Genomic DNA, 14,795 nt, shown 5'->3' with positions numbered 1-14,795 from the left:
AGTTGTGCAGAAATTATGCAATTTGTAGTTAATTTTGCATTTATGTAGTGAAAATGTTGCAAAAAAACTGTAAATGTGTTTATGATAACAGATATACGCAAGGAGTTATCATATGGCAGATTCTGTGAGTAGTTGTGTGAAACGGGTAGTGGACAAGTCACCATTTATTCACGAGATGTTGATCAACGGGATCTTATCTTTCAGCAATTATGCCGAATCCATCCAGGCAGACGTACAGAAGGCATATGGTAAGGAAGTCAAGCCGTCCGCAATTGTGATGGCCCTCAGACGCTATGGGGAAGAGCTGAAAAACCGTGATGTCAGGTGCAAGGTGAACAATGTCGAGTATGGCATTGTGATGAAAACCAATATTTTTGATTTGAACCTCGTAAGGCGAGATAGTTTCATTGCCAAACTTGGGGCTCTCTATGATCAGATATCTACGGTAAAAGGTGATTTCCTTAATATCACGCTCGGAAGTCATGAGGTATCCCTCTCGGTAAGCGAGAAATATCGTGATCTGGTGAGCTTTTTGGCAAAAGACGAGGAAGTGCTAAACCGGATGGACGATTTGGTTGCCCTTTCCTTGGTATTTACCGGAGACTTCTTGCAAACTCCCGGTATTGTCTATGAGGCAGTCAGGCGTCTTGCCTGGGAGCAAATAAATGTCATCGAACTTGTGTCGACAATGAATGAACTGACTTTTGTAATCAAACGCGAGGATTCCATGAAATCCTTTGATGTCCTGCAGAGCTTCCTAGGTGCACGCTAATATAATTTTTATATCAGGACCCAGAAATGGTGGAAAAACCACAACTTTGCTCTCCTATCTCGAAAGAAATGAACAAAAATTCCATTTCTCTGAGATAGGTGGATTTGTAGCTATTGCAAACAAAGAAAAAAACTGTTATAGACTGAAAAACCTCTCAACTGGCGAGGAAAGGGTAGCTATATGTGAAACTGCCCTTCCCAATGCAATTCGTTGGGGACGTTTTTTTATTGATAGTACGGTTTTTGCTTGGGCCAACCAAACCATAATTGAACACTTGAATGACTATCGGCTTGTCGTTTTTGACGAACTTGGTAGGTTTGAACTTGAGGGTCTTGGTTTTGACCAATCCTTTCACAGGGCTCTTGGGCAACCAGGTCTTTTGGTGCTGGCAACGGTGAGAACCTCGTTTCTTTGCTCAATCCTCCAACGATATGGACTTGATGAGTCAGAAGTGGAACTGATTAGGTGCGAAGAACTGAAACCAATGACAGAAGGAATAATAAATTGTTTGGAATGAATGAATTGTATTGGATTGTCCTATTGATTTTGGATTTTATCGCCATTATGGTTGCTTTCCGCCTTTGGGGAAAGTTAGGTCTGTATATATGGGTTCCCATCAGTATCATTGTTGCGAATATCCAGGTGACCAAGACAATTTCGCTCTTTGGTCTTGAAGCTACCTTGGGGAATATCGTGTATGCCACCAGTTTTTTGGCAACAGATATCCTCAGCGAATTCTTTGGGGAGAAAGCATCCAAGAAAGCTGTTGCCATCGGATTTTTTTCCCTGCTTTCCATGACTGTGTTGATGCAGGTAGCCTTGTTGTTCGAGCCTTCTTCCTCGGATATTGCGCAAGGAGCCCTTTCCACGGTATTTGGGTTGATGCCACGTATCGCCGCAGGCTCCTTGATAGCCTATGTCCTGAGCAATTACCATGACATTTTGGCATTTTCCTTTTGGAAGAAAAGGAAGCCGGGGCGTAACACCCTCTGGCTCAGGAATAATCTGAGTACTTTCGTAAGTCAGGCAATCGACACCTTGGTCTTTACTCTCATTGCCTTTTGGGGAGTATATCCCAAGGAGGTGCTGATACAGATCATGATCAGCACCTATGTCTTGAAGTGGGCAGTTGCCCTTTGCGATACTCCCTTTATCTACCTTGCACGTCATTGGGTCGAGAGTGGCAAGATAGAAGAGATTACTTCTTAGGGGGCAGTACCTTTTTCAGGTTGTCCCTGCAAACCTTGGTTCCTCCATACAGGGAAATTGGAAAGGGTTTCCTTTTGAGCGTGAAATCATCATCATAGACAAATGGTTGTCCGTCGATGTATTCAATATCCATGCCTTCATGGAGCAGGACCGCATGGCTTGCCGTTACATCCCAGATATAGCAACTTTGATTGACGCATCCCTGAATATGATCAAAGAGCACGGGGCAGAGCATATGTATGATGCTGCTTCCAAAAATACGTATCTTTCCTTCGAAGTGGGAAAAATCCATCAGACGCTGTCCGCTGGAGCCCATGGTTATCTGGTGGGGGAAATCTTTTCCTTCTTTTACGGAGAAAGGAATGTCATTGACCAAAAGGGGACCGTTCGGATCCAGCCTGACAAATAGTTCTTCTGTACCTATTCCCCAACGAGGAGCACAGATATATGCACCAACCGGTTTCCTGTTGCTGTCCAGGATGCCAAGGGCAACTGCCCAGGAAGGGAATCCCTGGGAGTAGACATCCGTACCGTCAATTGGGTCAAGGACAAAGGTACAAGGAGCTTCTTGTTTGTACGGTGTCAAGGTTTCTTCACTGATGATATTGGCATCGGGAAAAAGTTTTCCTATGCATTCAATGATTCGGTTTGATATGGTTATATCTGTTTCGGTGATGACAGTACCGTCTTTCTTGTAGCTTCTGTGGATAAGGGCTTGTTGTTCTTTTGCATATTGCCCGGCATCCCTCACTTCCTTGGCCAGAATATCCAGCTTTTCTTTGTCAAGTTGCAAAATCATTCTCTTGCATAACCTTCTTGCTCGTGATAGGGTAATGGCGCTTATGCAGATGCCAATCGCCACTTCCGTTCAATCGTATATCAAAAGCAGTTTCGCATACAAGGCGTATGTGAATGGGGAATTCCCCCTGAATGTCCAAGGACTCGAAGGGTACCCGCTTTCTGTTTTATTGCGATTGTTTTCCAGACGGGAAAAAGGACGACTTTGGGTCGTCTGTCCTACCGAGGACAGTGCCTTGCAGTTGCTCAAGGACTGCGGGTTTCTCGTCGATGCTAAATCAGTGATGCAAACGCCTTTGTCAAAGGACGAGGTGTCCATTACCTATATCCCTAGTCATGGAAGGAAATTATATACTCCCTTTAGTGGTGATGGTATCGAATATAGCCAACTTGAACGGCTTAGTTCCATACGTGAACGCAAGCATGGGATTATTGTAACTCACTTACGGCCTTTTGTAAGTCAAGTGATATCTCCGCGCACCCTGGATGAGGCAAATGCAACTCTTGCAGTGGGAGGTCCTTTCGATTCTTCGGCCCTTGCCGAAAGATTGTCAGGTGCTGGATATGATCGGACAGTCTCTACTTCGACCCCAGGCGAATATACGGTTCGTGGCGAAGTAATGGATATTTTTCCCTATGAAAGTGAAATTCCCTACAGAATTTATGCAGATTGGGATTCAATCGGGAAAATACGGGAATACAACCCCATAACCCAGGAGTCTTCCAAGGAAGTCAACAAGTTGACTATATCCCTTGTAGATACCAATACCAAACAATTGGGAACTACCACGATTGACGAGTATTTTGGAAAAGATGACTTTTTCTGTTTTCTTGGGGATCAACGATTGGCTACAAGTTTTCATAGCCTGCAGTTGGAGGCCAAGGCTCTCTATCGTGAGGCTTTTCTGCTTGATAGGGAAGCTCTGAAACCTGATAAAATTCTTTTTGACTTTCCTGCTTTCCAACAAAGCTGTAAGAGAAGTCTTACTGTCTTGGATATTTCCAATCAGAAAGAAGGAGTCTTTTCGTTCGATATCGAGGGACCCCGGTCCTATTTCGGGAATTTTACGTTGCTTAGGGATGAGCTGAAGGTCTTGGAGAAAGATGGCTGGCAGGTGACTATTTTTACGGATAATCCCTTGCAGAAACAACGACTTATGCAGATGCTCAGCGCTTTCAATAAACTTCAATGGGAAAATCAGGAAATATCCGGAGGTTTCTCCATCCCTTCTTGCAAGACAATTGCCTTATGCGAGCACGAGATTTTTGGCAGACGTCGGCAAGTTGTGAAGACCTTGCAACACACCCAATCTTCTCCCCTTGATTCCTTTGTTGACTTGAATGAGGGAGATTATGTCGTACATGTCAATTATGGGGTGGGGCAGTTTGTCAAGATCGATCGGGTAAAGAGCTTCGACAGGGAACGTGATTATATCAAGATTGCCTATGCCGATGGAGAAATGCTCTATGTTCCCATTGAACAAGCCAACCTTGTCCAACGGTATATCGGTAGTGAACAAGGAGTTCCCAGAAAAGATAAACTCGGCGGGCAAGGCTGGGAAAACAAGAAGGCCAAGGCAAGAAAGAATGCAGAGAATTTGGCAAAGCATCTTATTACCCTGTATGCCAAGCGTCAAAATAGTGTTGGGTTTGCCTTTGCAAAGGATACAGACTGGCAGTTGCAGTTTGAAGCTTCCTTTCCCTTTGACGAGACTGTGGATCAGCTTACCTGCGTAGAAGACATCAAGAATGACATGGAGCAACCGATAGTCATGGATCGCCTTGTCTGCGGTGATGTCGGGTACGGGAAGACCGAGATTGCCTTCAGGGCAGCCTTCAAGGCCGTCATGGGAGGGAAGCAAGTAGCTTTTCTTGCTCCTACGACCATCTTGGCAGAACAGCATTACCAGAATTTCATCAAGAGAGTTGCTGATTTCCCTGTGCGCTGTGCACAACTTTCCCGGGTTGTTTCCAAGAAGGATCAAAAACAAGTATTGTTAGCTTTGGCTGAGGGGCGGATTGACGTTCTCTTTGGTACACATCGCATCTTGCAAAAAGATCTGCTTTACCGGGATCTTGGATTGCTGGTAGTCGACGAAGAACAACGTTTTGGGGTCAAGGACAAGGAAAAGATCAAGACCGTACGGACAAGCATCGACTCCCTTTCCCTCAGCGCCACCCCGATACCCAGGACTCTATACATGTCGCTTCTCAAAATCAGGGACATGTCCTTGCTTACCACCCCGCCTATTGCCAGACGGCCTATCGAGACAGTGATAGGCGAATACGATGAAGATCTCATAGTCAAGGCAATCCGTGACGAAGTGGAACGGGGTGGCCAGATTTTCTTTTTACATAATCGTATAGAATCCCTTGATGATGTTGTTCGCCAACTTTCCGTCCGGCTTCCTGATTTGATCATTGAAAGTGCCCATGGTCAGATGGACAGCGCAGCTCTTGAGGATACCATGCGCAGGTTCGTGCATGAAGGGATCCAGGTATTGGTTTCCACAACCATCATTGAAAACGGTATTGATATTCCCAATGTAAATACGATCATCATAGATCGAGCAGACCGATATGGCTTGAGCCAGTTGTATCAGCTGAGGGGTCGTGTCGGAAGAAATGATCGCCAGGCCTATGCCTATCTTTTCTATCCCCAAGGAAGTGCCTTGAGTGAAATCGCAGTAAAGCGATTGAAGATAATCAGTGAACATACAGAACTTGGTTCCGGTTTCAAGGTGGCGATGAAGGATATGGAGATTAGGGGAACCGGGAATTTACTGGGGCGGGAACAAAGCGGGCAATTGGCTTCTGTCGGTCTTGATATGTATATCCGTATCCTTGACGAGGCAATATCTGCCTTGCAGAAGAGCGGAGAGGCGGAGCAGGAGAAAGAGGTATTCCTTGAACTGGATTATACTGGTTTCATACCGGATAATTATATTACCGCTCCTTCCGTGAAATTTGATATCTATCGAAAGATCTCTTCCATTTCAAATGAAGAACAATTGCAATCCCTTTCCTCTGAAATGGCTGATCGGTTTGGTCCTTTGCCTGAGGAAGTCGCCAATTTACTCTATATCGCAGAGATCAAGATTATTTGCAGGAAGTTGTCAATCATTCATTTATCGGAGCATAAAGGAACGGTTTCCCTGGAATTTGGCAAGGTTGCCGCATTGAACGTAAACAAGGTCATGGCCCTGATAGGGCAGAGCGGAAAGACTGTTTGGCTTGATATGAAACGTATGAATGTCATGTATTTAAGAACCGATGCCGTTTCCCTGAAGGACAAAGCACTGTTCCTGATGGAAAAGTTGCAACGACTATTATAGGAGTCTCCATGCAGGAAACCCAAGATACTATTTTTGCAGATATCCCGGAACTGAAGTGGGTTGAGTCAAGGGAGGAAGGTTCTCCAAGAGGTATAAAGAGTTATGTGCTCCGTACTTCCTACCTCAGGACTTTTCAGCTTGAGGCAATAAAAAAGTATTATCCTATCTATGGTCTTACCTTCCAGGAAGAGAAAATTTCCTTCAAGGATATTTTTGGTAACGACAAACCTGTAATCATTGAAATCGGATTTGGAATGGGAACTTCCACCGAACGTATTGCCAAGGAACGGAGCGAATACAATTATCTGGGTATTGAGGTATTTCTTTCGGGATTCTCGAAATTGATGGACCAGGTAGGGAAACAAGGACTTGCTAATGTGCGCCTCATGCGTTTTGATGCAGTCCAAGTGCTCGACAGTATGATCGTAGACGGTTCGGTTGCAGGCTTCCATGTGTTTTTCCCTGATCCCTGGCCAAAGAAAAAACAACAGAAACGTCGTTTGATCCAAGCTCCTCTTGCTCGTCTCCTGATGGAAAAACTTAAAGAGGGTGGATATATCTATTGTGTTACCGACTGGGAGGAATATGCCAGTCAAATGCTCTCAGTTTTTTCTGAAACGGAGGGTTTGGAGAATCCCTACGGAGGGTTTTGTCCCCCTCTATCTTGGAGACCTACCACCAAGTTTGAACAAAAAGGCTTGGCCCAGAATAACCCGATCAATGAAGTCTGGGTGGAAAAGAGGTCTTTCAAGAAATAAAAAAGGGAAGGGGACTGCCGCCGCAAATCCCCTTCCAAGATCAAATACAAACTTTCTCTCAAGCAATCATTTTGAAGATGCTTCTTCAATGATTGTTTTCCAAGGTCTATTCTTCCACTTCCTTCATTGTTTCATGGTAGTGTTTAATGACCTCATCGGCAAGCTTGCCGTTCAATGGCTCATAATGATCAAATTCCATATCAAAGCTTCCCGTTCCGCTTGTCATTGATTTCAGGTCAATGGCATAGTTCAGCAGCTCTGATTGGGGAACCAAGGCTTTGACCAATTGAAGATGTCCCATATCTTCCTGGCCAAGGACTTTGCCTCGTTTGGTGGAAAGATCGGAAAGAATATCTCCCAGGAATTCATTTTCAATATAGACACCAAGTTTTTCTATTGGTTCAAGCAAGACGACCCCTGATTTCTCCAGTGCAGCCTTCAATGCTCCTTTTGCAGCAAGCTTGAATGCCATTTCACTTGAATCTACGGGGTGTTCCTTTCCATCAATGAGGGTTATGCCGATATCCACCATAGGATAGCCTGCAAGAAATCCTTCTTCCATTTGCTCATGCAATCCTTTTTCAATACCTGGAATATATCCTTTGCTTACCGATCCGCCTTTGATAGCGTTGGTAAACAAGTAATACTCACCACGTTGAATCGGTGCTATTTCAATCAGGACCTTTGCATATTGACCATGACCACCGCTTTGTTTTTTATGGGAATATTCGGACAGTCCACTCTTTTTTGTGATTGTTTCCCGATAAGCTACCCGAGGGAGCTTGGTGTGTATGACAATTTTCTGTTTATCCCGGATTTTATCCAGGATCATATTGATATGGAGTTCTCCCATTCCCGAGACAGTGCTTTCTTTTGTCTCTTCGTTGAATTTTGTCCTGAATGTCAGATCTTCTTCAGCGATTTTATGCAGGGCTTCATTCATCTTTACTTCGCTTTTCTTGTCTTCGGCGTTGATTGCAAGCATATAAATTGGATTTGGGAAGGCAAGATGCTTGAACCTGATTTTCATATCAGCGTTACCAAGTAGCGTTGAATTGGTCTGTGCAATATTGCTCTTTGCCATGACTCCTATATCGCCTGCGGCCAAGCTATCAGTTTCAATGAGTTTTTTACCGATAACCCGAAACAATTTACCGGGCCTTTCCTTTTTCCCGATTTCCGGGTTGTATAGGTCGCAGTCAGGCGTAAGGGTCCCTGTTACAACCTTGAGGAAACTCAGTTTCCCACTGAACTGGTCAAGAGTCGTCTTGAAAACGACGGCACTGACTGGACCTTCTTCCTTGATGCAGTAGGGAATGCCATTTCCTTTTTCATCAACAACAGATTCCAGTTTTCCAAGGGGTTTGGGGAAATTATACCTGATAAAATTCAAGAGTGTGATGATTCCGGAACCAAGACTTGCAGAACCGCAGAACACTGGTATTACCCGATTTTGGTCAAGTCCTTCCCTCAGGCCCCTTCGAATTTCGTCACTGTCAAGGGTTCCTGCCTCAAAATATTTCTCTATCAGTTCATCAGCCCCTTCTGCGGCGTTTTCGATAAGTTCCAGACGGAATTTGTCTTCATAAGCCTTCAGTTCCTCAGGAATATCAGCTATTACTTCCTTTCCATTGTCTGAGAGTAGATAAGCCTTGTTTTCAATAAGGTTGATGATTCCTTTGTAGTCCTTGCCTTCCCCGATAGGGATGGCTACCGGTACAAAAGTAGCCTTGAAAGTTTCTTTCAGGTTTTCGAGGGTCTTGATATAATCTGCACGGTCACGGTCCATTTTATTGAGAAAAACCGCGCGTGGTTTATTTCGTGCGTCAAGGTGACGCCAAAGCTTGATGGTCTCTATCTGGGCACCATCACGGGCGTCTACGACCATGATTGCTGATTCGCAAGAGCGGAATCCGCAGATGGTTTCTCCTATGAATCCGGCTGTTCCCGGAGTATCGAGGATGTTCAGGGTCTTTCCTTCCCATGGAATGCTTGCGAGGGAGGCATGAATGGAAATCTTATGTGCGATTTCTTCTTCGGTAAAGTCACTGGTAGTCTTTCCACTTTCAACAGTTTCTGCCCGGGAAATCACGTTTGCATAGAATAACATTTGTTCAAGCAATGTGGTTTTCCCGGTATCGTTGTGGCCAACGATTGCGACATTCCTCAGGTCTGTGCTTACAACGCTCATATGTTCCTCCTTTGATCGTCAGGTGGTAATCCCTGCCGTCCTAGAACGCATGTGTCAATGGTAAGCCTCATAACCCCATATGTCAAAAGAATTATTCTCTATGCAATAGGTAGACACTTGTATGGAAAGTGCTTTTTGCTGTAAAGGCTATCTTTTACTATAGTGTTGAAATATTGCCTGTATAGGTGGAATTGTCCACCTATAATGCCCAATTTAAAAAACTACGTATTATTTAATTTCTGCAAAAATCTCATGTATATTTCCATCTGGGTCTGCAAATAGTGCTGTTCTTTGATTCCAAGGCATATTTTGTGGTTCCTGAATAGAAGTTGCTCCCTTAGAGATTAACTTTTCAAATGATTCATCAACATCTTTGGGATTTTCACAGGGGAAAGCAAGTTCAAAGCCCTGTCCAAAAGACTCTTTCCTATATTCGCTACTATACCCATACATGACATTTCTCATACTAATAGCAAATCGTACTCCATTGTTTTCAAATTCAACATAATTGCCTAGGTCATTTTCAATTCTAAAGTCGAGAACTTGAGTATAGAAATTTTTCATTTTATCTATATCATTTGTCCAGATCGTAATAAGACTGATTTGTGCTTTCATTAAATATTATCCCCATCCTTTTCTTTACTATTACATATCAATTTTTGACATTCATGTAAAACATAGGCATATTAAAAAAAGGAAAAAAATGCAACAGGCCCTGCCATAACGGACAAGACCTGTTGCGTTTCATTCAAATTGCCGGGAATGGATTATTTTGCCATGCTCACATTCACATCGATAAGATGATTTATATCCTGTTTTAGCTTGTAAGCAAATTGATCCATTGCAGATACGTCATTGGGCAGTTTGTCTCCATCTTCACAGAAAAACGTCCAACAAGGTACATCCAGTGCAGCACTGATTTTTTCAATGGTTGCAAAGGACGGAGCTTTCCTGGAGGTTTCTATCTCTGTGACAAAAGAAGTGGAAACGCCAATTTTTTCAGCAAGCTGTGCCTGTGTAAGTCCGAGTTTCCTTCTTCTTTCCTTCAAGTTCCGCGCAAAAATGTCTTGCAAGTTGTAAGTTCTAGCCATGTTGTACTCCTCTATAACGAAACCGTAGTTTCTCGAAATCATTTTCTCCGATAGACATGTAAACTTGTTTACATGTCTACCATTAGTATCACAAATACACTCCAATCCTTCCTTATCTTAGGCATGGAAACAGATATTATGCAAGGGTTTGCTAAACGTTTTTTGTATAGTTATATGGAGTTATCGTTGTTTTTGTGCATAATGGTCAAATTCCATGGAAAAGGTTCCTCTTCCTTGCGTAGCCGAACGAAGAATCGTGGAATACCCAAACAATTGGGACAGGGGAGCCTGTGCATGGATATGTTCTGCACTTGGTCTACTGTCGATGCTGTTGACCAATCCACCGCGACTTGTAAGACTTGAAATGGCTTCACCGACAAATGCAACAGGTACTACCACGGTAACTTTCATGATGGGTTCCATCAAAACCGGTGACGCTTGTTGGGCCACTTTATCAAAGCACATCGAAGCACAAGCCTCGAAGGCAAAGGTAGAGGCGGTGAGTTCATTGTAGGTGAGGGAGGTAACTTCAGCTTCCATATCACAGATGTCGTAGCCAAATTTTATACCGCCTTTGAAGGCATTGGTGATTCCTCGCTTAACGGCTTCCAGAATATCCTCGGGTATCCCTTTTGTCTTGGCGGAACAGATGTATTTTGTCCCACTTCCTGAAGGAAGCGGCTTGACGGTAAGGCCGATGGTCGCTGCGTTCTCTTTCCCTGCCAAGACCTTTGAAAAGGTGTCGATTCCATTGGCTTCCTTGGTGATTGATTCCCTATAGGTAACCTGTGGTTTGCCCACCCTTGCCTGGATTTTCATTTCCTGGGTCAATCGCGTTACCAGGACATCCAGATGAAGTTCTCCCATTCCGCTAATGACGAGCTGTCCGGTCTCTTCGTCATCACGGTAGGTAAACGTCGGATCTTCCTGGGCCAGAATTGCAAGTGCCGCCTTGAGTTTGTCCTGGTCGCTGAGTGTGTTTGGCTCAATGGCTACCGAGATTACAGGAATTGGGAAAACCATTTTTTCCAGAAGTATTTGTACGCCTTCGCTACCTATGGTATCCCCTGTCCTGGCTTCTTTGAAACCAACGATGACCCCGATATCCCCGGCTTCAAGTTCCGTCAAATCCTCAGGACGATCGGCATGCATGCGCATAATCCTGTTGATACGCTCCCTTTTTTTCTTGGAGATATTCATGACCGTGGACCCTTTCTTCAATTTCCCCTGATAAACCCGCACAAAACACATGGGACCTGCTTCCCTATCGACTTGGATCTTGAATATCAAGGCAAGGGGTGGCTTATTCTCGTCATAGGATACAGAGACTTCCTTGCCGGATTTCAGATTCATTCCAAAAAGGGGAGGAACTTCCGAGGGAGAGGGCAAATAATCCACAATGCCATCGAGCAAGGCCTGGACCCCGATATCCTTGAGTGAGGAACCCACGAAAACAGGAAGGGCAATACGTTCGATGGTGGCTTTCTTGAGCGTGGATATGATCAATTCCGAAGGTATTTCCTTCCCTTCATAGTATAGCTCGGTTATTTCATCACTGAAGGAGGCGACGCTATCAATAAGTTTTTCATGCCAGGTCTCGGCACGTTCCAGCAAATTTTCAGGGATGTCATTCTCGACTATGGTCTTGCCTTGGTCTGAACTGTCATAGGTATAATACTTCATCGAAAGAAGATTTATGATTCCCGAAAAATCATTCTCGGCACCGACAGGATAGAAGACAGGTATGGGATTGGTGTTCAGCTTGGTCCTGATCTCTTCGATTGCTTCTTCAAAGTTTGCACCAAGTCTGTCCATTTTATTGACAAAGGCAATGCGTGGGACCTTGTAGGTGTCTGCCTGATGCCAAACGGTTTCTGTCTGGGGTTCAACGCCCCCGACTGCACAAACGACGACGACAGCTCCATCAAGGACACGCAATGAACGTTCCACCTCAGCGGTGAAGTCAACATGTCCCGGAGTATCGATGATATTTATCTGATGATTTTTCCAGGTGCACGTGGTAGCTGCACTGGCAATCGTTATACCTCGATTCTGTTCTTGTTCCATGAAATCCATGGTGGCTTCGCCGTTGTCGACTTCACCTATTCTATGATTTTCTCCTGTATAGAATAAAATGCGTTCCGTCGTGGTTGTCTTTCCAGCATCGATATGCGCCATTATCCCGATATTGCGTGTCAGTTTCTCATTCATATTCAATTCCTTACTATCTGCATAAATGTATCACACAACAGAAGGGTTAATCAACGAGAAGGTGTGTAAACCAGCAATCTCAACGCGTTGAGAATTGCCAGTATTGCGACTCCGACATCAGCGAATATTGCCCACCACATTGTTGCCAATCCAAAAGCTCCGAGCAATAAGGTTATCAATTTTACTGCCAAGGCAAATGTTATATTCTCCCGTACTATCCTGTTGGTTTTTTTTGCAATGGAGAATACCACGGGAATCTTTGTAAAATCATCATCGAGAATTACGATATCGGAAGCTTCTATGGCGGCATCGCTGCCCAGTCCTCCCATGGCAATACCTACATCCGAACGGGAGAGCACCGGGGCATCGTTGATTCCATCTCCAATAAAGGAGATCTTTCCTTTTGCCGATTGCTTTGCCTTTTCGAATTCTTCTACCTTTTGCTGAGGCAGTAAGCCGGCATGTACTTCTTCAAGGCACAGTTGTTTTCCTAATGCCTGCGCGACATTCCTGTTGTCCCCACTGAGCATTATCATGTGCTTGATTCCCAATTTCCTGAGTTTTTCCAAAGCACCCTTGACCCCGATTCTTGTCTCATCCCCAATTCTTAGGGTTCCTACATAGTTTCCATCCAGGGCCACATGAACTTCAGTCAGGTCCTTGGCGTTTTCTTCTTTCAGCAGAATACCCTTTTCCAGGAAAAAGCTTCTGTTTCCGACCAAGGTCCGGAGGCCGCTGACAATGCCTTGTATGCCTTTTCCAGGTATCTCCGTGACGTCTACTACCGAAAGAGTATTATCAGCCTGGTCGGTTAAAGCCCTGGCTATCGGGTGCGCACTGTATGTCTCCAGTGTTGAGGCAAAGGTAGCGATTTGCTGTGCATCATATAGCGATTGCGGTGCAACCTGAATGTCTTTGAGTGTAAAGGTTCCCTTGGTCAAGGTTCCTGTCTTGTCAAAGACCATCGTATCAACCTCGCTGAGGGTTTGCAGGTAATTTCCACCTTTTACCAGAATTCCTAGTCGTGCACTTCGTCCTATGCCGGCAAAATAGGAGAGAGGAACGGATATTACCAAGGCACATGGACAACTGATGACCAAGAATATCAGGGAACGATAGAGCCAGGTCGTAAAATTGCCGTACAAAAGGGAGGGAATGCAAGCAAGCAAGAAGGCAAAGGTTACGACAAAGGGAGTGTAAAGGCGAGCAAATCGGGTAATGAATTGCTCGCTTGGTGCCTTATGGGATGATGCATCCTCGACCAAAACCATTATTTTCTTTACCGTACTGTCGGCATAGGCTTTGGTTACCCTGATATCCAAAACTGATGACAAATTAAGCGAACCGCTGTTTACCGTCACTCCCGGTTGTACGAAGGTGGGCATGGATTCTCCTGTCAAGGCCTTTGTATCCAAAGAAGAGGTTCCTGAGACAACCACTCCATCAAGGGGAATCTTTTCCCCGTTCCGTACACGGATCAGGGAACCTACGGCGACTTTTTCCGTATCCTGGACTTGGGTTGTCTGATTATCCATCACTACCGTTGCATAGTCGCTTTTCAGATCCATGGCACGAGCGATGGATCTTCTGCTACCACGAACCGCAGCGTTCTGAAAATATTCACCGACCTGGTAGAAAAGCATGACTGCCGCACCTTCTGAATATTGCCCGATTGCCATTGCCCCAAGCGAGGCTACGGCCATCAGAAAATTTTCGTCGAATATTTTTCCCCTGATAAGATTTTTGATCGCTTTTGCAAGGACTTCATGGCCAGAAACCAGATAGCTTACCAGAATAAAGGCCAGGGAAAACCATCCTGAAGAGAAAAAAGAACCTGCAAGGAAGAAGGCAAGGGACAGTCCTAGGTAGAATAGGTCCTTGTTTAGCCAAAGATTTCCTTTTCCTTCAATTTCATTGCATATGCAATGTTCCTTGCCGCAATACGGGCAAGGTCCTTCGTCTTGGATGACTTTCAGGGAAAGTCCCTCCTCCATCTGTTGTGCTGTCTGTTCAATATCGTTCCAAAAACCTTCAGTTATGGGTCCCTCCGCCGTTACAGATAGCTTGGCATTCATAAAATCAAGGGTTGCTTTCTGGACTGAGGCTTTTTTTGCAAGCATCCGTTCAATTTTTGCAGCACAATCTGCACAGTCAAGGCCCTTTAGTTTCCAGGTCCTGGTTTCTGTTGCCATGGAAACAGGATGAAGAATGAGATCTGTCTCCTGTGAACAGGCTGTCTTGACTATTTCTTGCCAGAATTGTTCTGTTTGTTCGTCTGTAGCCGTAACAGTCAGTTTTTGAGCCATGAAATTAAGATTGGCCTGCTGTACGCCTTCAGTCTTTGCCAGTTTATCCTCGACTTTTGCACCACATGCGGCACAATCAAGATTTTCCAGATTCCATATTCGTGTCTGTGACATTCGAAGTTTC

At 44.6% G+C, this 14,795-nt stretch carries 11 protein-coding genes; 5 read left to right on the top strand and 6 right to left on the bottom strand.

The annotated features are described in order from the left end of the window. Nucleotides 1-112 precede the first annotated feature (112 nt). Genes ACHZBG_RS15520 through ACHZBG_RS15510 form a run of 3 tightly spaced genes read left to right on the top strand, consistent with a single transcriptional unit; the run spans nt 113 to nt 1,981 of the window. Nucleotides 113-772 (top strand): hypothetical protein, encoded by a 660-nt coding sequence (locus tag ACHZBG_RS15520; RefSeq protein ID WP_320130375.1) that lies wholly within the window; start codon nt 113-115, stop codon nt 770-772. Beyond that, nucleotides 762-1,289, top strand: coding sequence for a nucleoside-triphosphatase (locus ACHZBG_RS15515; RefSeq protein WP_320130374.1), 528 nt, complete (start codon nt 762-764; stop codon nt 1,287-1,289). The genes ACHZBG_RS15520 and ACHZBG_RS15515 overlap by 11 nt, the downstream gene beginning before the upstream one ends. Further along, nucleotides 1,286-1,981: a queuosine precursor transporter gene (locus ACHZBG_RS15510; RefSeq protein WP_320130373.1), complete on the top strand. Its 696-nt coding sequence runs from the start codon at nt 1,286-1,288 to the stop codon at nt 1,979-1,981. Before ACHZBG_RS15515 ends, ACHZBG_RS15510 begins: the two co-directional genes overlap by 4 nt. Here ACHZBG_RS15510 and ACHZBG_RS15505 read toward each other — a convergent pair. Then, nucleotides 1,971-2,780, bottom strand: coding sequence for an inositol monophosphatase family protein (locus tag ACHZBG_RS15505; RefSeq protein ID WP_320130372.1), 810 nt, complete (start codon nt 2,778-2,780; stop codon nt 1,971-1,973). The genes ACHZBG_RS15510 and ACHZBG_RS15505 overlap by 11 nt on opposite strands. Between ACHZBG_RS15505 and mfd the strand changes: the two genes are divergently transcribed. Both mfd and trmB read left to right on the top strand, forming a co-directional pair. Then, the gene (gene mfd / locus ACHZBG_RS15500; RefSeq protein WP_320130371.1) at nt 2,761-6,114 is read left to right on the top strand and encodes a transcription-repair coupling factor; all 3,354 of its coding nucleotides are present in this window, start codon (nt 2,761-2,763) and stop codon (nt 6,112-6,114) included. The two genes, ACHZBG_RS15505 and mfd, sit on opposite strands and share 20 nt — an antisense overlap. Nucleotides 6,115-6,122: 8 nt before the next feature. Continuing rightward, complete coding sequence (gene trmB / locus ACHZBG_RS15495) at nt 6,123-6,872, top strand: tRNA (guanosine(46)-N7)-methyltransferase TrmB (protein WP_320130370.1); 750 nt, start codon at nt 6,123-6,125, stop codon at nt 6,870-6,872. Nucleotides 6,873-6,978: 106 nt separating this feature from the next. Here trmB and ACHZBG_RS15490 read toward each other — a convergent pair whose 3' ends face one another. The 5 genes from ACHZBG_RS15490 to ACHZBG_RS15470 form a co-directional block, all read right to left on the bottom strand. Next, nucleotides 6,979-9,063 (bottom strand): elongation factor G, encoded by a 2,085-nt coding sequence (locus ACHZBG_RS15490; protein ID WP_320130369.1) that lies wholly within the window; start codon nt 9,061-9,063, stop codon nt 6,979-6,981. A 228-nt stretch (nt 9,064-9,291) separates the two neighbouring features. Next, nucleotides 9,292-9,678 carry a VOC family protein gene (locus ACHZBG_RS15485; RefSeq protein ID WP_320130368.1) on the bottom strand — a complete coding sequence of 129 codons (387 nt, stop codon included), beginning with the start codon at nt 9,676-9,678 and terminating at the stop codon, nt 9,292-9,294. Nucleotides 9,679-9,830: 152 nt separating this feature from the next. Then, nucleotides 9,831-10,154, bottom strand: a complete 324-nt coding sequence (locus tag ACHZBG_RS15480; protein WP_320130367.1) for a helix-turn-helix transcriptional regulator — start codon at nt 10,152-10,154, stop codon at nt 9,831-9,833. A 180-nt stretch (nt 10,155-10,334) separates the two neighbouring features. Then, nucleotides 10,335-12,365, bottom strand: a complete 2,031-nt coding sequence (gene fusA / locus ACHZBG_RS15475) for an elongation factor G (protein ID WP_320130366.1) — start codon at nt 12,363-12,365, stop codon at nt 10,335-10,337. Between the two features lie 50 nt (nt 12,366-12,415). Next, nucleotides 12,416-14,785, bottom strand: coding sequence for a heavy metal translocating P-type ATPase (locus tag ACHZBG_RS15470; RefSeq protein ID WP_320130365.1), 2,370 nt, complete (start codon nt 14,783-14,785; stop codon nt 12,416-12,418). Between the last annotated feature and the right edge of the window lie 10 nt (nt 14,786-14,795).

The sequence above is a fragment of the uncultured Sphaerochaeta sp. genome, assembly GCF_963676625.2.
Lineage (GTDB): Bacteria > Spirochaetota > Spirochaetia > Sphaerochaetales > Sphaerochaetaceae > Sphaerochaeta.
Note: the sequence above shows the minus strand (reverse complement) of the source record. Positions and strands in the feature narration are given on the sequence as shown.